This is a genomic window from Variovorax sp. J22P240 (assembly GCF_030316855.1).
Taxonomy (GTDB): Bacteria; Pseudomonadota; Gammaproteobacteria; order Burkholderiales; family Burkholderiaceae_C; genus Variovorax.
This window is the reverse complement of sequence record NZ_JASZYR010000001.1, coordinates 264,901-281,797: the sequence shown is the minus strand read 5'-3', so window position 1 is coordinate 281,797 and position 16,897 is coordinate 264,901. Positions and strand designations below refer to the sequence as shown.

The 16,897-nt window shown below is 62.2% G+C and carries 23 protein-coding genes; 7 read left to right on the top strand and 16 right to left on the bottom strand.

Annotated elements, in window-relative coordinates:
* The first annotated feature begins 45 nt into the window (after nucleotides 1-45).
* The 3 genes from QTI24_RS01475 (at nucleotide 46) to QTI24_RS01465 (ending at nucleotide 2,288) form a co-directional block, all read left to right on the top strand.
* Entirely contained in the window at nucleotides 46-354 is a 309-nt protein-coding gene (locus QTI24_RS01475; protein WP_286597857.1) for a hypothetical protein, read from the top strand.
* A 232-nt stretch (nucleotides 355-586) separates the two neighbouring features.
* Entirely contained in the window at nucleotides 587-1,099 is a 513-nt protein-coding gene (locus QTI24_RS01470; RefSeq protein WP_286597856.1) for a hypothetical protein, read from the top strand.
* A gap of 349 nt (nucleotides 1,100-1,448) precedes the next feature.
* The gene (locus tag QTI24_RS01465; protein WP_286597855.1) at nucleotides 1,449-2,288 is read left to right on the top strand and encodes a GIY-YIG nuclease family protein; all 840 of its coding nucleotides are present in this window, start codon (nucleotides 1,449-1,451) and stop codon (nucleotides 2,286-2,288) included.
* An 18-nt stretch (nucleotides 2,289-2,306) separates the two neighbouring features.
* On the opposite strand, the gene QTI24_RS01460 is transcribed toward QTI24_RS01465, so the two are convergent.
* The 4 genes from QTI24_RS01460 to QTI24_RS01445 are packed head-to-tail and all read right to left on the bottom strand — an operon-like array spanning nucleotide 2,307 to nucleotide 3,663.
* A complete protein-coding gene (locus tag QTI24_RS01460) occupies nucleotides 2,307-2,525 on the bottom strand; it encodes a sigma factor-like helix-turn-helix DNA-binding protein (protein WP_286597854.1) in 219 nt (72 codons plus the stop codon).
* A gap of 40 nt (nucleotides 2,526-2,565) precedes the next feature.
* The gene (locus QTI24_RS01455) at nucleotides 2,566-2,781 is read right to left on the bottom strand and encodes a hypothetical protein (protein WP_286597853.1); all 216 of its coding nucleotides are present in this window, start codon (nucleotides 2,779-2,781) and stop codon (nucleotides 2,566-2,568) included.
* A gap of 1 nt (nucleotide 2,782) precedes the next feature.
* Nucleotides 2,783-3,244: a hypothetical protein gene (locus QTI24_RS01450; protein ID WP_286597852.1), complete on the bottom strand. Its 462-nt coding sequence runs from the start codon at nucleotides 3,242-3,244 to the stop codon at nucleotides 2,783-2,785.
* On the bottom strand, nucleotides 3,244-3,663 hold the full coding sequence (locus tag QTI24_RS01445) for a hypothetical protein (protein WP_286597851.1): 420 nt from the start codon (nucleotides 3,661-3,663) through the stop codon (nucleotides 3,244-3,246). The genes QTI24_RS01450 and QTI24_RS01445 overlap by 1 nt, the downstream gene beginning before the upstream one ends.
* Before the next feature lie 343 nt (nucleotides 3,664-4,006).
* On the opposite strand from QTI24_RS01445, the gene QTI24_RS01440 reads away from it, so the two are divergent.
* Both QTI24_RS01440 and QTI24_RS01435 read left to right on the top strand, forming a co-directional pair.
* A complete protein-coding gene (locus QTI24_RS01440) occupies nucleotides 4,007-4,522 on the top strand; it encodes an SHOCT domain-containing protein (protein ID WP_286597850.1) in 516 nt (171 codons plus the stop codon).
* A 27-nt stretch (nucleotides 4,523-4,549) separates the two neighbouring features.
* A complete protein-coding gene (locus QTI24_RS01435) occupies nucleotides 4,550-5,041 on the top strand; it encodes a hypothetical protein (RefSeq protein WP_286597849.1) in 492 nt (163 codons plus the stop codon).
* Between the two features lie 37 nt (nucleotides 5,042-5,078).
* Here QTI24_RS01435 and QTI24_RS01430 read toward each other — a convergent pair whose 3' ends face one another.
* From QTI24_RS01430 to QTI24_RS01390, 9 genes are all read right to left on the bottom strand, one after another.
* Nucleotides 5,079-5,570 carry a hypothetical protein gene (locus QTI24_RS01430; protein WP_286597848.1) on the bottom strand — a complete coding sequence of 164 codons (492 nt, stop codon included), beginning with the start codon at nucleotides 5,568-5,570 and terminating at the stop codon, nucleotides 5,079-5,081.
* Nucleotides 5,571-5,636: 66 nt separating this feature from the next.
* Nucleotides 5,637-6,665 carry an HNH endonuclease family protein gene (locus tag QTI24_RS01425; protein WP_286597846.1) on the bottom strand — a complete coding sequence of 343 codons (1,029 nt, stop codon included), beginning with the start codon at nucleotides 6,663-6,665 and terminating at the stop codon, nucleotides 5,637-5,639.
* A 2-nt stretch (nucleotides 6,666-6,667) separates the two neighbouring features.
* Nucleotides 6,668-7,063: an HIT family protein gene (locus QTI24_RS01420; RefSeq protein ID WP_286597845.1), complete on the bottom strand. Its 396-nt coding sequence runs from the start codon at nucleotides 7,061-7,063 to the stop codon at nucleotides 6,668-6,670.
* Between the two features lie 158 nt (nucleotides 7,064-7,221).
* On the bottom strand, nucleotides 7,222-8,004 hold the full coding sequence (locus QTI24_RS01415; protein WP_286597844.1) for a hypothetical protein: 783 nt from the start codon (nucleotides 8,002-8,004) through the stop codon (nucleotides 7,222-7,224).
* Nucleotides 8,004-8,495 carry a hypothetical protein gene (locus tag QTI24_RS01410; protein WP_286597843.1) on the bottom strand — a complete coding sequence of 164 codons (492 nt, stop codon included), beginning with the start codon at nucleotides 8,493-8,495 and terminating at the stop codon, nucleotides 8,004-8,006. Before QTI24_RS01410 ends, QTI24_RS01415 begins: the two co-directional genes overlap by 1 nt.
* Before the next feature lie 5 nt (nucleotides 8,496-8,500).
* Nucleotides 8,501-9,334, bottom strand: coding sequence for a ParA family protein (locus QTI24_RS01405; RefSeq protein WP_286597842.1), 834 nt, complete (start codon nucleotides 9,332-9,334; stop codon nucleotides 8,501-8,503).
* An 82-nt stretch (nucleotides 9,335-9,416) separates the two neighbouring features.
* Nucleotides 9,417-10,112 (bottom strand): DUF6988 family protein, encoded by a 696-nt coding sequence (locus QTI24_RS01400; protein WP_286597840.1) that lies wholly within the window; start codon nucleotides 10,110-10,112, stop codon nucleotides 9,417-9,419.
* Nucleotides 10,113-10,330: 218 nt separating this feature from the next.
* Nucleotides 10,331-10,732, bottom strand: coding sequence for a hypothetical protein (locus QTI24_RS01395; RefSeq protein WP_286597838.1), 402 nt, complete (start codon nucleotides 10,730-10,732; stop codon nucleotides 10,331-10,333).
* A 126-nt stretch (nucleotides 10,733-10,858) separates the two neighbouring features.
* Nucleotides 10,859-11,122, bottom strand: coding sequence for a hypothetical protein (locus QTI24_RS01390; RefSeq protein WP_286597837.1), 264 nt, complete (start codon nucleotides 11,120-11,122; stop codon nucleotides 10,859-10,861).
* A 557-nt stretch (nucleotides 11,123-11,679) separates the two neighbouring features.
* On the opposite strand from QTI24_RS01390, the gene QTI24_RS01385 reads away from it, so the two are divergent.
* Together QTI24_RS01385 and QTI24_RS01380 are read left to right on the top strand one after the other, a co-directional pair.
* Nucleotides 11,680-12,909: an MFS transporter gene (locus tag QTI24_RS01385; protein WP_286597836.1), complete on the top strand. Its 1,230-nt coding sequence runs from the start codon at nucleotides 11,680-11,682 to the stop codon at nucleotides 12,907-12,909.
* An 88-nt stretch (nucleotides 12,910-12,997) separates the two neighbouring features.
* Nucleotides 12,998-14,161 (top strand): MFS transporter, encoded by a 1,164-nt coding sequence (locus tag QTI24_RS01380; protein ID WP_286599236.1) that lies wholly within the window; start codon nucleotides 12,998-13,000, stop codon nucleotides 14,159-14,161.
* A 35-nt stretch (nucleotides 14,162-14,196) separates the two neighbouring features.
* On the opposite strand, the gene QTI24_RS01375 is transcribed toward QTI24_RS01380, so the two are convergent.
* The 3 genes from QTI24_RS01375 to QTI24_RS01365 all read right to left on the bottom strand — a co-directional run bounded on the left by QTI24_RS01375 (nucleotide 14,197) and on the right by QTI24_RS01365 (nucleotide 16,852).
* The gene (locus tag QTI24_RS01375; RefSeq protein ID WP_286597835.1) at nucleotides 14,197-15,042 is read right to left on the bottom strand and encodes an IclR family transcriptional regulator; all 846 of its coding nucleotides are present in this window, start codon (nucleotides 15,040-15,042) and stop codon (nucleotides 14,197-14,199) included.
* A gap of 95 nt (nucleotides 15,043-15,137) precedes the next feature.
* Nucleotides 15,138-15,857 carry an SDR family NAD(P)-dependent oxidoreductase gene (locus QTI24_RS01370; protein WP_286597833.1) on the bottom strand — a complete coding sequence of 240 codons (720 nt, stop codon included), beginning with the start codon at nucleotides 15,855-15,857 and terminating at the stop codon, nucleotides 15,138-15,140.
* Nucleotides 15,858-15,868: 11 nt separating this feature from the next.
* Entirely contained in the window at nucleotides 15,869-16,852 is a 984-nt protein-coding gene (locus tag QTI24_RS01365; protein WP_286597831.1) for a tripartite tricarboxylate transporter substrate binding protein, read from the bottom strand.
* Nucleotides 16,853-16,897 lie beyond the last annotated feature (45 nt).

The following is a 16,897-nucleotide window of genomic DNA, read 5'->3' as shown; positions in this document are numbered from 1 at the left end:
GCCTATGCGCGAGCATCTCACCACCATCCCGAAAGGACCGACACCATGCTGCCCATCACCACATCGATGTCGCTCGCCGTGCGCCTCGGGCTTGAGCACCGTCAGGTCCTGCGAGCCATCGCCAAGGCGCAGCCGCTGCACCCCCGGCCGCTGTGGGCATTGCACTTCGCGGCATACACATTCCACGATGCCGCCGGCTGCCTGTGCAGCTACGGGATGATCACGGTTCCGGGGCTGTACCTGCTAGGTGCCTTCCTGCCGCGCACGCCGCACACCATCCGCTGGCAGTCGGATGTGGTGCAGGCCCTTTCGCAGTCTCTCGACGCGATGGGGATGCGGCAAGCGGATGGATGAATGGATGCTGCGGAATCTGGGGCCGTTGTTCGGACCTTGACCGGGCCGGCCCCGAACAGGTGATTGACGTGCCCTCGCCATCAGACGTGTTCGTGTTGGGCGCTTCGTCGCATCGCCCCGGACGCCTTCGAAGCGCGTGCGCACTGACCAGACAGTGGACAACAATCGGTCCAAGGGCAGACCTGCAAAAGCAGGTGCTCGAACCATCCACACCACGAAATGCAAGGAAGCCTTGGAAATCGATTCAACGCCTGACCATGGCGAAACGGCCGGCCAACTGTGGGCACGTCGAGAGGCGATGCAGGCTGAAGCTGCATCTTTGCTCGGCCAGATGCTGTTCGCGTTCTCGTACATCGATGTGAACCTGGGGCTCTGTCTGGCGTGGGTGGAAAACGGGGCGAAATTGGAGGCCCTATCGAAGTCGGTCGAAGGACAGAACATTCATACCAAGCTCGAAACGCTCTCGAAGCACGTCGCGGAGAAGCTCCCGGCTGGTTCGAAGCGCCGTGCGGCCTATGAACGCTGGATTGAGCGTGTGCATGCCGCTCGGGTGCAGCGCAATCAGATGGTCCATGGACGATGGGGCATCGAGGCGCACCGTCACAAGGTCGTCAATGTCATCGGGCTTCCGTCCGGCTCACAGCAAGGCATTGAATACACCCTCGAGGAATTGACCGCTTTCAATGAAGAGTTGCGGGCACTGGAGCGCGAGCTGGCCAGGTTAAGAAAGCACTGGCCTCTTTAAGCAGCTCGCCCAAGAAGGCGAGAGCTCCGCGCAGCGTCGAAGCATCCCAGCCCCTTTGGACACTTGTAGGCGTCGGCCTGAGCGAATGGCAGACTAAAGCCGCGCTCGGCGACCACGGTCGTCAGGACGTAGGCGTTGCCGCCGAGGCGCACGGTCTCATTCCGAATATTGGCAAGCATGTCGCGTCTGGCTTCGGGCAGGCTTGAATAGAACATGCCGCCGGAGACCACCATGACGCCTAGGAGCGTGCATGGACTGCTCGTCTCCGGCTGGATCTTCCAACGCGATGTGCAATGCCGGCATATGCCCGTCACGTATCATTCCTCGCCACAAGCGCAGAGGAAGCGAAATGGAGCACCAGCATTCCGACTGGCCGGGGAATCTGCAGATCGTCTATGTGTTGACCAACGCAGCGATGCCCGGCCTCATCAAAATTGGCATGACGCGAGGCAACGAGGCAGCCACGCGCACCAGCCAGCTATACACCTCCGGCGTGCCGCTGCCATTCGAGTGTGCGTACGAATGCGCAGTGCCGAACGCGGCCGAGGTGGAACGCGCATTACATGTGGCCTTTGCGCCGTTTCGCGTGAACCCGAACCGCGAGTTCTTTCGCATGGAGCCGCATCAGGCGATGGCGATCCTGCGTCTCCTGCACGCCCGACCGACTGCAGTAGTGACCCAAGAACTGGAGGCGAACACCCCGCTGGTGGACAAGGAGGCAGCACAGCGTGAGGAAGATGAGGCCCAGCTGCGCCGTGCACGGCGTCCACGGTTTGACTACCTCGCGCTCGGCCTGCCGGTGGGCACGGTGTTGACCTATAAGGACGGCACCAAGACCTGCACGGTGGCCGGACCACGCACTGTCGAAGTTGACGGCGAGGTGTGCAGCCTGACGCAGTTGACCCGGCGCGTGATGGGCCTGGCCGACGACTATCCGCTGCAACCCAGCCCCCACTGGCTTCACGGCGAGCGGACGCTCAAAGAGATTTACGACGAGTTCTATGGTGACCTTCCTGAAGGCGAACCCGCGTCAAGCGGCGGCACTATCGCTGCGCTAAAGGCACATGCGACCCGCGCCCAGCAAGCAGCCAGTGAAGCCGAGACGGAAACTCAAAGAGCCGAACTGCTGAAGAAGGCGGACGGCTACCTGCAGCGAGTGCGCGAGATCACGGCCGGCTCAGAGTCTTGATTGCGCCCTGTCCATTTCCTACTCGCCTCGCTGATCGCCAATAAGGTCTTCGAGCGTGAGACCGCGCTCGTGCAGGGCGGTGGCTAGCTTCGCCAGTGCGCCGTTTTCGATTTGCCGGATTCGTTCGCGACTGACATGCATGACCCGAGCAACATCGGCGAGATTCATCTCCTCGCTCGCGAACAGGCGACGCAGGGGCTCGTTGGCCTGCTTCTGCGCGGTCCTGGTGATCCTCATGCCAAGCGGGCTTCCTGGGCGCGTTGCCATCGCCTGTGTCTCACTTCGTGAGGTAGCCGCCGCGCCCGGTTTCGGGCATCAATGCGCGGTCGTCGAGGTCGTGTTCCTCGTCACGGTGACCGGGCGCAGGATGCCCGGTGTTCTGGCGCACCAGCTCCTCGCGCAGCAGCCGGCGAGCGAAGCTCATGCCGAGAGACCTGCCGAGCCGCAGGATCGCCTTCTCCTCCTCGCTCGTGAGGGTGGTTCTGGCCGCCATGTCACGCCACCACGCGCAGGCAGGCACGGCGTGCGCGGGCCAGTATGTCCGTGCGCGTGGCCTCGGCGATTTCCCGGATCGCGCCTTCCATCGCGTTCAGCCGCTTGTCGCGCAGGGCCAGTTCCCGGCCGAGGACGCTGCCCACGGTCTCCAGCACCACCACGTTCGGCATCCGGTTGACGGCGGCCCGCTGCTTGGCGGTCAGCGGCATGCCCATCGGGTTGGAGGGTGCACGGGCCACAACCAGGTCGGCAGCCGCGACAGCTTGCCGCGCACGGGCCAATGCCGCAGCTTGTCGCGGTGTCGGGTTGAGCGGAGCGACAGGGCGGGTCTTCGGCGAGGCAGGCACATGCCCTCGGGCCAACAGCAGCGCGATGTCAGGGCGGTGTGCCGGCACTTTTTCCACCTTGCCTTCCGGAGTCGTCACTTGGATGAGATCGCCGCAATGGCGAAGACCGGTCATCACGGGTCCACCTCTGCGGAATGCACCGGGGAGGCTGTGAATGCGTCGATGGTCGCTGCCAGTGCACTCACCAGAAGCTCTTCGCGAGTGCCGGCGGGCGGCCGCAGATTTTCGAGAAGGGCGCGGATCTTCGCGACGTGGCTTCGGGTTTCATCAACGACCTGCTGGTGCTGGCGCAGCGCCAGCGCCGCCGCCTGTCGCTCAGGTTCTGCACGCCGGGCTTCGGCCTCTGCCGCTGCGCGAGCGCGGGCACGAGTGCACTGGGTGTCCAGGATGTCCCAGAGCCTCTGCGCCGATTCGATCGGCTTGAGCGCCGAGGGGGGCGGTGTGACGCGGTCCGAAGCAATAAAGCTGCCGCCGCTGACGTGCGGAGACTCCACGGCGCTCAGGTCGATCAGACCGATGACTGAAGATGTCACGCTGGGCTCCTTGCGCGCCGGTTGGGAGTGGCGCATCCGGCGTTATGAAGGCATGCGGGGCAATGGCCGGCAAACAGCCAGCGATCACCTGGTTTGGATGCTTCCATTCCCGGTGTCGCTCGTTTGATAGCGTATTGCTATCGAATCCTTTTTTCAAGAAAAAATCTCTATTTCGCGATGGATGGTGGTTTCCAAGCGTCGGGGCAGACCGATCGATCCGCCCCCCCCAGCCGTACCCCCAGCAGTCCGGCCGATACGTGCAACTGAAATCGTCCGTTGAGCGAGAACTGTGCTCGGGCAGAATCGCGACCACCAGAGCTTGGAGCACGCAACAGATATGGCGATGTTTGAACTGGCGACTATGACAAGACTCGCAGCTGGGCTGATTGCAGTGCTGCTCGCCGGATGCGGGCAAACCTCCGCGATCCAGACCACGACCAGTTCCAGGTCACAGTTTGACGGCGCAGCCTTCGCAGGTGAAACGGTCGAGCTTGCCAAGCCGACACCGGGGTTCGAGCAGTACCGTCTCTTCCAACAGGGGGCCACTGGCTATGTCTCGCTGCAGTCCGTCCGGGACGATGTCGAGCAACGGGCGATCCAGTTCTGTGACCGCAAAGGCCGCTCGATGAATGCGCTGCGGGAGACGACATCCAAGCCTCCTCACATCCTCGGAAACTTCCCGCGCTCGGAACTCGTCTTCGAGTGCGTGGAGAAGAGCGGAGCACCGCCACCGTCCACCGCCGCTGGCGAGGACGTCAAGTTCCTGAAGCTCAGCAACCTGAAGAAGTTGCTGGACAACGGTACCTTGACGCAGGCGGAGTTCGATCGCGAGAAAGCAAAGATCTTGAACCAGCCCTAACCTAGGCCGAGAAGGCAAGCTCTTCCTATGGAACGCGACAAGAGTCATCGGGGGAACGCCAGCCAGTTTTTTGTGGCGGGAGAACTGTGCCGCCGTGGTTATGCCGCCGTCGTGACGCTTGGGAACACGCCAAACACTGATGTCCTTTGCAGCAACCGGGCAGGCACCCGATTCGCGCACATCCAAGTAAAAACGTTCGTGCCCGGTACGAAGTCGTGCAATGTCGGGCTGAAGTCGGAGCGCCAGTACAGCGAGGTCTTCTTCTGGATCTTGGCAGGCATCCCGGCTCCGAAGTCCGACCTTCCATTTGAGTACTTCGTCGTTCCCTGTTCCGAGATGGCCGCCAACGTGGCTGCGCGTCACCAACGCTGGCTGAGCGAACCGGGCAGGAAGGGCCAGCAGCGAAAGGACAGTTCCGTGCGCGCAGTTGCCGTCGTAACTGGCACTTCCGAGTACTTGTGGAACGTCGAACCGTACCGGAACAGATGGGACCTCATCGAGCAAGTCCTCGACGGCTGACCAACTGCGGCCGGCGGGCAGTTCCCCGGCGCCGATATCAGGTCGCCGCAGCGGCCGACGTCAGGGTGGGTGCGGCTTGGTCAATACGTGAAGGCAAACCGGCCGCGGAAGTCGGAACAGCGGCAGGCTGTCCCGCCAGTCCCGCCACCTCTCGCCGCAGCTTTTCGACTTGAAGCTGCAGCAACTCATCCTGCGCCGGCTGGATCTGCGTATGCCACCTATGGAAGCCATAGATCATCAAGAGGATGCCGGCTGCCGAGATGATCGCCAAGCTCCATTTAAACGTCTGCTTGTCGCTCGTCTCGACGTCGATCATGCGTTCGAGCACTGTTGCCTTCAGGTTCTCTACTGAGGTCGGCTTTTCGATTGACTTCAGCGACTCCAGCTCGATGTATGACCGGACCATGAAGTCGTTCGTGGCCTTGTTTTGAACGATTCCCGCACCGATTCCGAAGATGAAGAGCAGCAGCCCAAACAAGGCATAGAACTTGTAGATGTTGTCGGTGGGAAGCGGAACTCTGTTGTCCATGTCGTTTACTCCTGTGGAGGCGAGTATCGACCAGTGACAGGCACGGCCGAATCGACTGGCCGTGAACTAGTCGCGAGGCTTCCAGCGGTGAATCAGCTTCGAGATGGCAGCGCCGTCGAACTCCGTCAGATAGGCTCGTCGTCCGGCCTCGGTCGTACCCGTCTGCGCGATCAGTGTCTCACGCAGCGGATGGTGGCTTCCGATCAGGAACTCGTTGCGGGCGTGCAGCCGGGCGAGCAGATCTTCGTGCGGAACGCGGGCAGACTTGCCGCCCTCTCCACGGTTGCAGGCGCGACACGCCAGCACCAGGTTCCAAACACCGTTGATCGCATGACCGACCTCGGTGGGGCGCAAGGCGTGAGGAAAATAATGATCCACGTCCGCCAAGTTCTCGCTCTGCACAACGGTGATCGGCGAGGAACAGTAGAAGCACTTGCCCTGCTGATAGCCGTTCAATGCATCCCGGCAGCTGGTGACGGCCACTCGCCGCATGGACCTATTGGGCAGCAACAGCTGTCCTGAATCGTCGTCGTAGGCTGCAATCATCGCCCTACCTACCTGCAGTCTCCACGCGGTCTCCACTAGCCGCCACCGAGCCTCTACCTCATTGGGCAAGTCCAAGGCGGAGGCGGTCTCAAGTAACCGGCTGAAATCGTCCGTGATCCGGATGCCGCTGGAGGTCGCCCGCTCGTCGATGAAAAACCTTTGTGGCACGTCTCCCTGACCGACGACATGGAATGCGTCGATGACATTGTTGAAGCCCTTGGCAAGCGTCGTGGCAATCAGCTGCGTCTCGTCGATCTCGCTTTGGTTGAAGCGACGGCATTCGGCCAGAAAGCTGCTGCTCGCCGAGGTGGATTGCTTGTCCTCGAGGTGCAGGTGGCGGCAGACCGCCAGCGCGAACGGCTTCGCCAGTTCGTCAAGGCGAACGACGTTTCCACCGGCCGGGGCCAGTGTGAGTAACGCCTCGGCCAGCGCGAACTTGTAGCTTGCGACATTCCGCCCAAACAGATTGATGGCTCGCCATTGATCCTGCAGGGTGGGTTTCGGCGGGGCGTGCGCCGTGTAGAGGGCCGGGACCGGGATGGCGCCCACGGCTAGTAGTGACCCTTGCCGGGCATAAGGTGACGCACACCGCCTCGCGGATCTTCGACATCGCCAGCTCGGCGCGGTATCAGGTGGATGTGGCAGTGGAAGACCGTCTGCCCGGCAGCCTCCCCGGCGTTCATGCCGATGTTGAAGCCGGCCACGGTCGGATCTTCTTTCTCGATGCCGGCCTTCAATGCGTGGAGCAACTCTGTACAGGCATTCAGTTCGGCAGGAGTCAGGCCGAAGAAGTCCACGACATGGCGTTTGGGGATGACGAGAGTGTGAAGGGGCGACACGGGAAAGCCGTCGCGGATCGCATAGGCCAGCGAATTTTCAGCAATCACCCGCTCCGAAGGAATGGAGCAGAAGAGACAGGCGGTATGGTTCTGAGTTGCCTGGAACATACTATGCGATCAAGAAGATTTGGCCAGAATAGAGCCCGAGGTTCGAAGATGTTGAGCTAAACCAAAACACACCACACCTGAAACTACTAAGCCTTACCGAAATAAGGCGGGGACCACCGCCTAACGGAAGGCGCGCACGTTTCGCCAGCGTCTTAGTTTCATGCCGCCTTGGCGGCAGCAGCCTCAGCTTCAGCCTCTGCCTTCAAAAAGGCTTTTTGAACCAATCTTTTCTGCGCAACCGACAAGGAGTTCATTAGAAACTCTTGGACCTTTGTCCCTAAGCCAAGATAAATCTCTCTCTCTGAAAATATACAGAGAGCTAAACAGACCTTTAAAGTGCCGAGGAGATCCTTGGTGATTTCGCTTACTTGTACATCGAGAAGACGAATGTCGTCCAACGTTTGCCTCAGCACAAGCGTCCTTGACGAGGTGCTGTGAACAGCCGCCGACAATTCCGCATACAGTCGCGGCAGGTTTGTCATGAGAGGCTGCAGCTCTCCCTGAAAACATGTCAGCCAACTACAGTGCTCCCTCAATTGCTTCATTTCATGGTGATACTTATCCCGAGTGTGCAGCCATCCATATTCGACTACATGATCCCGAAAATAATGGTGTCGCCAGAAATTCTCAATGACACTCCGCAGATAGAAGCGTGCCCCTCTGGCGTCGCCGCCCGTCAATGCGTGCACCAAGTGCACGGCATCCGAGGTCAGTTCTTGAAAAAAAATGCGTTGATGCGGTTCCAACTCCACCGGCGGAGCTGTCATTGCCCGCGATAGATACGAGAAGCACACCGCATATTTGTGCGCCGATGCAATTAGTGTTCGCTGAGCTGCAGGGTTGTCAAGGCGACTTTTCTCGGCATTATCCCAGTATGCCTTGAAATCTTGCTTTGTTTGATCTGCGATGGACGCTTGGCGCTGCGGCAGTGCAGTGGCCATCACATCTCCTTGATAAGCCTTGACCAACTCGAAATGAAGCTGCCAGGTTTGCTGTCCATTCCATCTGCGACTCGCCTGAGAAGCAGCTTTCGACCGCGAGAATCCATCGCTCCGACCAGCCGAGAAACGCGGGCAATGTAGCGTTCTCGCGACTCCTTCGATCGGGCAGGAATTTCGAGTGCGTTTGCAATATCTGCCACAGTTGGAAATGAGTTTCTATCGCCGAGCAAGTCAGCCAAGGAAGACGCTTCAGCGGTTGGCGAAATAACTTTTCCAGAAGAAGATTTAGAGTTCTTCACAGCCTCGGGCGGCTCAATACTTTCCACTTCCCGATGGAGCTGAATTAGCGCGTCAATCGCGTGCTTGATGGCCGGGCTTGCCGGCTGTCGCGACTGGTCATTGGAGATTTCCTGCAGTTCCTGATCGGAAAACTCGGCCGCCAACTCATATAGTCTTGCGACGAGGTACAGACCTTTCTGGCGAGATGTCATATTTCTCAAAGTTTTTCCCTCACTCTTCGCTCAAATTCTGCGCATATTCCCGTCAGTGCCGCTTTCACCTCAGGGAATTTCCCTTGACGGTCAAAATATTGAAGGGGTTTGTTCTCTTCGACCGCCTCAGCTACGCCAGTCGTCTGATGTATCGTATCCTTGAAAACTTCTCCAGCATACTGGAGTCGGACTTCTCTCATCGTTGCCTCCATTGCTGGGGTCTGGCGCACTTGCGTGAATACCAGACCGAGTCGCAGCAATTCCTGACCTGATCGCTCTTCGTAGTCCAGCATTGCTTTTTCGAGTAGCGGCAGGCCCAGAACTGAAAGTGGGTCGGGCTTTACTGGGACCAGATACGCATCGGATGCTAAGAAGGCGCTATAACTAAATAGCGAAGCAGTCGGCGGGCAGTCAATGAGAATAAAATCAAAATTAGACTTTACTCCATCAAGAAACACCCGCAGTCGATTTTCTGTTCCACGGGGAGCAGCATCCAATTTCATCAGGTCTAAAGCAGAAGGCAAAACATGCAGGGTCTTTCCGTTGTGCTTCACCGGAATGATGGCGGTTTTTTCAGTAGGCTTTATTGGAGGCGTTGTTCCGCCGCCGGCTTGATTCAAGGCTTGCGGCTGAAAAACATTTAAAACGGTGTGCTTCGTTTTCAACCAAGTCAAGTACGTGTCTGCATTCACCACCCATTGCGTGGCATTGAATTGCGGGTCAATATCCACCAAAAGGACACGATGCTTCTTTGCCAACTCCCACGCAAGTCCGACCGCGAGAGTGGTTTTCCCCACTCCACCCTTCATGTTGATAAGCGAAACTATTTTTGCGGGCATTCCGGCTCCAAGTAGCCGGGTATGCTATCCGATGAGGATGTCTCGTTAGTGTTGTGGCATGTGCCTTGCCGCACCTGCGACGTCAAGCTGCAGGCGTTCGCTCCAGAAGATCCGGCAGGCAGTCGGCGAAATCGCGCTGGATGCGCGACATCGCGCTCGCGATCAGTTGATCGCCGGTAAGCACCGCCAGCGTCATCCCAGTCATCGTTGCCAAGCCGTTCGAGTTGCGGATGATCTGCAGCGCCAGCATCAGCGGGAACCCGTCGGATGTGCGGCGCAGTGGATGCAGGCCGCCATGCACGAACGAGTTCATGGCCGGCCAAGTCACTTCCTTGAAGTGGGCAAGCATCTGATGGGCGGCGGACGGAACGCCTTCACCGGGGTTTCCAACGCGCTTCCGCAGATCCTCGATCATGTCGCTGGCCCCGGGCAGGTTCTTGGCTGCCTGCTCGTTTTCCAACGTGAGCGGTGCCAGCAGTTTGACGACTGCCGACTCGGGAGCTGCGTAGAGCAACCACATTGCGCGTGTAAGCGCCTCGAACTGGTGGCGCATCAGGCTTACCGCAGAAGTAGGAAGCGCAAGTGCCATCAGGGCACGAAGACCATCTGAATGCTCCAGCGCCACGAAGCACATGCCGACGGCCGCTTCCGAACGCGGAGCGTCATGGAACCCGTCGTCTCCAAGGATCTCGAAAACTCGCTCATGCAACTGGTGCGAGCGATCGAGCATCTCCTCCAGGTTGTATTGGAAGCCGGGCTGGGCTGGGGCGATCAACATTCGTCGATCGTAGACGACGGAATCTTTCGCGTGCCTGATTCCGTCGCCCGCCTCAGTGTCGCGTCGCGCTCGATGCCGTTGCCGCTGCCCTACCCATCGCCCTGCAGTGCTGCGCGATGCGGCCGGCACCAACGACAGGGCGTTCGGCAAGGTTGGCGACCACCGGTGCAATTACAGGATTTCCTGTATTTGCGTTTGCGGGCCTTGTGAAGTTCGGGTCACTTCCTCACGCCGGCACTGGCTGCGATGCAAGTGCTGTTCACGGCGCTGGCGATCTGGGGCCGTGCACTGACCGGGTAGTCATAGACCACATCCACGATGGTTCGGGTGATCGTGCGCACGGCGATGTTCGTCTTGCTGTTCGCCGGCAGGCGCTTGTCCAGTTCCTTGATCAGGTCTGCTCGCGGTGTCCCGGCGGCCCGAAGATTACTGATGGTGTCAGTCTGTCCGCTGAAGTCGTTGCACAGGTCCAGCAGGTGTGCGGCCGATTTGTCTGGCAGTGATTCGAACCCCATCGAGAACGAGTCGTAGAGCCGGCTGTTGTCATGGAACTGCGCGAAGGCCGGTGCACCGAACGCGGCAGCAGCGACGGCGACGGATGCGGCGAGTAATTTCTTCATGATGAGTCGGTCTGGCAGTTGAGCGGCAGTTTTACATTGTCGCCATATGCCTCGTCCGAATCATCACACTGTCGACCATTCCAACACTGCACGGGCAGCGGATAGGCCGTTGAGCTGGTGTGCGGCTCAGTGCCTTGTCGCTGCCGAAGCCGAAGCCGCTGCCTGCGACATGGCCGCGACCATCTTGTCGCCGGCCCCGCTGAGCGAGTTCAGCAGGCCCAGCGTCACGTCGCTGGCGGTGGTCTCGGCTTCCTCGTGGGGAACGCCACCGGCCTCCAGCACCGCAATCAGCCTGCGGAACAGGCCAGTGAAGGTCGCCGAGGCTAGCATGCTGATAGTCTGGTCCGGACCGGAGTTCAGGCGGGCCTGAAGCTGCTCAAGGTTCTGCATGGATGGCCTCCGAGATGGTGCACAACACCCATGCCATTGTGAACTCGGGGCCGGCCCACACAGGCGAAATCAGGGGGTTCTGGGGCGCTTCTAACCCCAGGTGCTACTACCCCTGCCGGTCGGGCTCTGGGGGCCTTCTGAGGGCCCGTTCTGGCGGCCGATATGTCAGGCCCGAGGGCGGCAGTCTGGCGCCGGTTCACCAGTGGCAATCGCGGAGTGATTGGACCAACAGTCACGACCGACGACGCAAGCCAATTTGGGCACGATTTGGGCACGAAACCGTGGAGACCCGCATGAATACCAAACGTTGGCCCTATCCATCATCGGTGCAACAGAAAGCACCTGCTTGCCGTAATTCGTTGTCAGCATTGGATAAGTGCTTGATCTTTCGGGGGAGCAGGGCATTTTCCATCAACGCAACGGCCGGCCGGCCGAGCCAAGGAGAGGGCGGCGGGCGCGGGCTGCCTTCGAAGTCCGTCGGCACGTTCTCGGGAGACATGCTAAGGTGCCGGCCCTCCACCCAGGGCGAGCCCTGGAGTCCGTTGCGAGACCTCTCCGTGCCCCATCCCCAAGACTCCGTTCCCCGCGGGACATCCGCCGTCGCGCCTGCCGGGCTGTCCACCGGACTGACCATCCTGTTCGCCATCGCGTGCGGGCTTTGCGTCGCCAATATCTACTTCGCGCAGCCGCTGATCGGGCCGATCGCCGTCACGCTCCAGCTGCATGCGGGCTTGGCCGGCCTGATCATGACGCTGACCCAGCTCGGCTACGGTGCCGGCCTGCTGATGCTGGTGCCGCTGGCCGACGTGGTGGAGAACCGGCGGCTGATCACCGTCTTGATGGTGGGCGCCGTCATCGGGCTCGTCGGCATCGCGCTGTCGAATTCGGCAGCGACTTTCCTCGCGGCTTCGTTTCTCGTCGGGACTTGCGCCGTGGCGGCCCAGGTGCTGGTGCCCCTGGCTTCGCACCTCGTGCCGGAGGCGACGCGCGGCAAGGTCGTGGGCAACATCATGGCGGGGCTGCTGGCAGGGATCATGCTCGCGCGCCCCTTTTCGAGCCTGATCGCCGCAGCCTTCGGATGGCGCGCCGTATTCGCCATTTCCGCGGTATTGATGGCGACGCTGGCCGTCGTGCTGTGGCGCGCACTGCCCCAGCGCCAGCCGCACGCCTCGACCGGCTATGCCCGCACCATGGCCTCGCTGCCCGGCATCGTCTGGCGCACGCCGCTGCTGCGCCGGCGCGCCTTCTACCAGGGGATGATGTTCGCGGGCTTCCAGGCGTTCTGGACCGCCGTGCCGCTCGCGCTCGCCCACGAGTTCGGACTGGGCCAGGGCGGTATCGCGCTGTTTGCGTTGGCAGGCGCTGCCGGAGCGCTGGCGGCACCGTGGGCCGGGCGCCTGGCGGACCGCGGACTCACGCGGCCGGCGACGGGCCTGGCCATCGTCGCCGCACTACTGTCCTTCGGGCTGGGCGCCGTGGCAGTCCACTACCGCTCGCTGACGGGTCTGGTCGCGGCTGGCATCCTGCTCGATGGTGCTGTCCAGTTGTGCAACGTGCTCAGCCTGCGCAACCTCTACATCCTGGCGCCTGAGCTGCGCGGACGGCTGAACGGCCTGTTCCTGACCTTCATCTTCATGTGCGCCGCCGTTGCATCCGGCTTGGCCGCGGCCATCTATGCATTTCACGGATGGGGCGGCCTGTGCCTCCTCGGCGGCGCCTTTGCGGTGGTCGCACTGTTGTTTTATGCGACGGAGTTCCGTCGGAATTCCCTTTTGCCTGCGACTTGAGACGGGTCGTCCGGGATAATAGGGGTTAACCCTAATCTCCCATCCAATGACCACTCCGACCGATCCGGCGCTCGCAACTCCGTCGCGCATGCCCGTCGCCCTGCTGGCCCTCGCTGCCGCCGCGTTCGCGATCGGCACCAGCGAATTCGTCGTGATGGGGCTATTGCCCGACATGGCGCTCGACCTCGGCGTCACCCTCTCCCATGCAGGCTTGCTGGTCACCGGCTACGCCATGGGCGTCGTGGTCGGCGCACCGGTGTTCGCCGTGGCAACGGCGCGGCTGCCGCGCAAGGCCACGCTGATCGCGCTGGCTTCTCTTTTCGTGCTCGGCAACCTGCTCTGCGCACTGGCCCCCAACTACGGATTGCTGATGGCGGCCCGCGTGATCACCGCGCTCGCGCACGGCACCTTCTTCGGTATCGGCTCGGTCGTCGCAGCAGGGTTGGTGGCGCCCAGCAAGCGCTCGCAGGCGATTGCGCTCATGTTCACCGGCCTCACGCTGGCGAATGTGCTCGGCGTGCCGCTCGGCCGCATCATCGGCGAGCACTACGGTTGGCGCATGACCTTTGCATCCATCGTGGTGATCGCGCTGGCCGCGGTCGCTTCGCTGGTGGTGCTGCTGCCGCGGCACATCGAGATGCAGAAGGGCAACATCCTGCGGGAGTTCACCGTGCTGGCGGATCGCCGCGTGCTGCTGGCCCTGGCAACCAGCGCGCTGACTTCGGCAAGCCTGTTCTGCGTGTTCACCTACATCGCGCCGCTGCTCACGCAGGTGAGCGGATTCTCGAACGCGGCGGTCGCGCCGATCCTGCTTTTGCTGGGCGTGGGCCTGACCATCGGCAGCACGGTCGGCGGCCGGCTCGGGGACCGGCGGCTGGTGCCGTCGATGCTGCTGGTGCTCGGACTCAACGCGCTGGTGCTGGCGCTCATGCATTTCGTGCTGCCGATGCAGGCTGCGACCGTCGTGCTGATGCTGCTGTGGACCACCCTCTCGTTCGCGCTCGTGCCCCTGCTGCAGACGCTCATCGTGCAGCATGCGGATGCCGCGCCCAACCTGGCATCGACGCTCAACCAGGGTGCGTTCAACCTCGGCAACGCGACCGGCGCGTGGATCGGCAGCGGGATGCTGGCTGCCGGTGCCCCACTCGCCGATCTGCCGTGGGCGGGTGCCGCCATCACGCTGGGCGCATTGGCACTGGCGGCATGGAGCAGCCGTCTCGGCGAACGCACGACAACGCTGCAAGCTGCCTGAAGTCGCTTCGGCCTCCCGACGCAAGCCGACGAAGGCTAGAGGACGTCGCCGGATGAAAGCGATGGCGTCTGCGCGATGCGCTCCGAGATCACCCGGCACGCTTCGAGCAGCGGCGCCACGTAGGCTTGCTCCGGGTCTTCCTTCTGGCGAAACATCAGCGTGCTGACGCTGATGGCCGCCACGGGCACGCCGCCCGCTCCGCGGATCGCGGCGCCGAAGCAGAAGATGCCCGCTTCGTTTTCCTCGTTGTCCACCGACCAGCCCCGCTCGCGCGTCTGTTCGATCTGGGCGCGCAGGGCGGCCGGCTCGACCGTGGTCTTGTCTGTGTAGCGAGACATGGGAAGGCCCTTGACCAAGCCCCTGAAGGTCTTGTCGTCGAGGGCGGCCAGATACGCCTTGCCCACCGCCGTCGAGTGCAGCGAGACGCTCGTGCCGATGCGCGAGGCCATGCGCACCGCGCTCGGGCTTTCGAGCTTCTCGATGTAGACCATGCTCGTGCCGTTGGGCACGGCCAGGTGCACCGTCTCGCCGGTTAGGTCACGCAGGCGCTTGAGTTCATCGACGGCGGCCAGCCGCAATTCCGACCGGCCCCAGCTCCGGCTCGCGAGCTGGATCAGTCGCGGGCCGAGCGCCAGGTTCGCGCTGTTCTGGTTTTCCACCAGCAGGCGTTCGGCGATCAGCGCGGCAACGATGCGATGCACGGTCGGCCGCGGATAGCCGCTCGCGCGCATCAGCGCAGCGACATTGACCGGATCCTCGGCATCCGCCACCAACTGCAGCACGCGCATGAACTTGGAGAACGCCGCGGTGCCGGCGACCTTCGCCTGGACGGACTCCTCGGCGAGCGAAGGGGTGGCGGGAGTAGACCGGGGAGCGGGCATGGAACGGACAGTGAGACCAGCGAGTGAAGGAAGGGCCGAAGAGGCCGGGTCATTATCCTCGTGCCTTTCATACCGCTCGCCTTGCGCCATCGCCCTCACGCCACCATGTAGCCACCGTCCACCGGCAGGATCACTCCCGTCATGAACGATGCCGCCGGCGTGCACAGGAACATCGCCGCGCGCGCCACGTCGTCCGGCGTGCCCCAGCGCCCCAGCGGCGTCCGCGCCAGGATCGGGCCGGCACGCGAAGGGTCGTCCTGCAGCGGCTTCGTCAGAGGCGTGGCGATCCAGCCAGGAGCGATTGCATTGACCCGGATGCCGTCCGCCGCGTAGCTGATGGCCAGCGACTTGGTGAGCTGCGCCACACCGCCCTTGCTGGCCGCGTAGCCGGGGACCAACCCGCCCCCGAAGAAGCTGAGCATGGAGGCCGTGTTGACGATGCAGCCCCGGCTCGCCTTCAGCCGCTCGCGCGTCATGGTGCACACGCGCATCGTGCCCGTGAGGTTCACGTTCAGCACTTTCTGGAAAACCTCCAGGTCGTGCTCTGCGCCGCGCTGGATGATGCCCGCGCAGTTGAAGACGATGTCGAGACGGTCGATGTTGGACAGTGCCGCCTCGAGGCTTTCATTCGACGTCACGTCGGCCTGCCTGACCTCGACCGCCGCGTCGAGCGTGCCGTCGCCGGCACCCAGGCCGAGTGCTGTCACCTCAGCGCCGAGTGCGGCAAGGTGGTTGGCGATGACGGCACCGATGCCCTGCGTGGCACCCGCTACCAGTGCTCGCTTGCCCTTGAAAAGTTCTGCCTGATAAGTCATGTCGCGCGCGATCAGTTCTTGAGGTCCAGCTTGCCCATCAGCGTCTTGAAGTAGGCGCTGTCCTTGGACATGACGGCCTTGAAGGCGACGTCGTCGGCGTAGGCGAAGCCCAGGTTCTGCTTCTCCAGCACTTCGCGGAAGGCGGGTTCGTCCGACGCCTTCTTGCTCAGGTCCTTCAGGTAGGCGACGACTTCCGGCGGCGTGTTCTTCGGCGCCGCGATGCCACGCCAGGTACCGATGGTCAGGTCGATGCCACGCTCCTTCAGCGTTGGCACCTTGTCGAAGCCCTTCACGCGCTGGTCGGCCATCACGGCCAGCGTCTTCAGCTTGCCGGCCTGCACGTAGGTCGTGACCTCGGCCGGGCTCACGGCCACGGCGTCGATATGACCACCCAGCAATGCGAGCACGGCGGGGCCGGCGCCCTGGAACGGCGTGTGGTTGAACTTCACGCTGGTCTTGTCCTCGAGCGCGGCGGCCGCCAGGTGCCAGATCGATCCGTTGCCGGCATTGCCCATGCTGAGCTTGCCGCTGTCCTTCCTGGCTGCGGCAAGGAACTCCTCGACGGTGTTCCATGGCGCATCGGCACGCACGGTGATCGCGGCCTGGTCGGCATTGAGACGCGCGATGGGCGTCATGTCCTCGTAGGTGAACTTCGCGAGGCCCATGTGCGGCAGCGTGGTCACTTCGACCGTGACGACCGCGAGGCGGTAGCCATCCGGCTTGGCGTTGATCACGTCCTGCCAGCCGATGGCGCCGCTCGCGCCGGGCTTGTTCACGATGATCATGCTCTGCGGCATGTGCTTGCGGGTCGCGTCGGCGAAAGCACGCGCCAGCGCATCGGTGCCGCCACCAGGCTGGAAGGGCACGACCAACTCGATCGGCTTGCTGGGAAAGTCCCGCGCCTGGGCCGAGGCCTGGCCGGCAGCGAGCACTGCCGCGGCGGGCAGCATGGACAGGACCGCGACGCGGCGCAGATTTTGTGCGAATCGAATCATGAATGTCTCTGGTGGTGTTGGAAAAAAGTGATGGCGTTGCGCACG

Coding starts and splice junctions, on each gene's coding strand:
- QTI24_RS01475 (WP_286597857.1), top strand. CDS start 46: ATGCTGCCCATCACCACATCGATGTCGCTCGCCGTGCGCCTCGGGCTT.
- QTI24_RS01465 (WP_286597855.1), top strand. CDS start 1,449: ATGGAGCACCAGCATTCCGACTGGCCGGGGAATCTGCAGATCGTCTAT.
- QTI24_RS01460 (WP_286597854.1), bottom strand. CDS start 2,525: ATGAGGATCACCAGGACCGCGCAGAAGCAGGCCAACGAGCCCCTGCGT.
- QTI24_RS01455 (WP_286597853.1), bottom strand. CDS start 2,781: ATGGCGGCCAGAACCACCCTCACGAGCGAGGAGGAGAAGGCGATCCTG.
- QTI24_RS01450 (WP_286597852.1), bottom strand. CDS start 3,244: ATGACCGGTCTTCGCCATTGCGGCGATCTCATCCAAGTGACGACTCCG.
- QTI24_RS01440 (WP_286597850.1), top strand. CDS start 4,007: ATGTTTGAACTGGCGACTATGACAAGACTCGCAGCTGGGCTGATTGCA.
- QTI24_RS01435 (WP_286597849.1), top strand. CDS start 4,550: ATGGAACGCGACAAGAGTCATCGGGGGAACGCCAGCCAGTTTTTTGTG.
- QTI24_RS01430 (WP_286597848.1), bottom strand. CDS start 5,570: ATGGACAACAGAGTTCCGCTTCCCACCGACAACATCTACAAGTTCTAT.
- QTI24_RS01420 (WP_286597845.1), bottom strand. CDS start 7,063: ATGTTCCAGGCAACTCAGAACCATACCGCCTGTCTCTTCTGCTCCATT.
- QTI24_RS01415 (WP_286597844.1), bottom strand. CDS start 8,004: ATGGCCACTGCACTGCCGCAGCGCCAAGCGTCCATCGCAGATCAAACA.
- QTI24_RS01410 (WP_286597843.1), bottom strand. CDS start 8,495: ATGACATCTCGCCAGAAAGGTCTGTACCTCGTCGCAAGACTATATGAG.
- QTI24_RS01405 (WP_286597842.1), bottom strand. CDS start 9,334: ATGCCCGCAAAAATAGTTTCGCTTATCAACATGAAGGGTGGAGTGGGG.
- QTI24_RS01400 (WP_286597840.1), bottom strand. CDS start 10,112: ATGTTGATCGCCCCAGCCCAGCCCGGCTTCCAATACAACCTGGAGGAG.
- QTI24_RS01395 (WP_286597838.1), bottom strand. CDS start 10,732: ATGAAGAAATTACTCGCCGCATCCGTCGCCGTCGCTGCTGCCGCGTTC.
- QTI24_RS01390 (WP_286597837.1), bottom strand. CDS start 11,122: ATGCAGAACCTTGAGCAGCTTCAGGCCCGCCTGAACTCCGGTCCGGAC.
- QTI24_RS01380 (WP_286599236.1), top strand. CDS start 12,998: ATGCCCGTCGCCCTGCTGGCCCTCGCTGCCGCCGCGTTCGCGATCGGC.
- QTI24_RS01375 (WP_286597835.1), bottom strand. CDS start 15,042: ATGCCCGCTCCCCGGTCTACTCCCGCCACCCCTTCGCTCGCCGAGGAG.
- QTI24_RS01370 (WP_286597833.1), bottom strand. CDS start 15,857: ATGACTTATCAGGCAGAACTTTTCAAGGGCAAGCGAGCACTGGTAGCG.
- QTI24_RS01365 (WP_286597831.1), bottom strand. CDS start 16,852: ATGATTCGATTCGCACAAAATCTGCGCCGCGTCGCGGTCCTGTCCATG.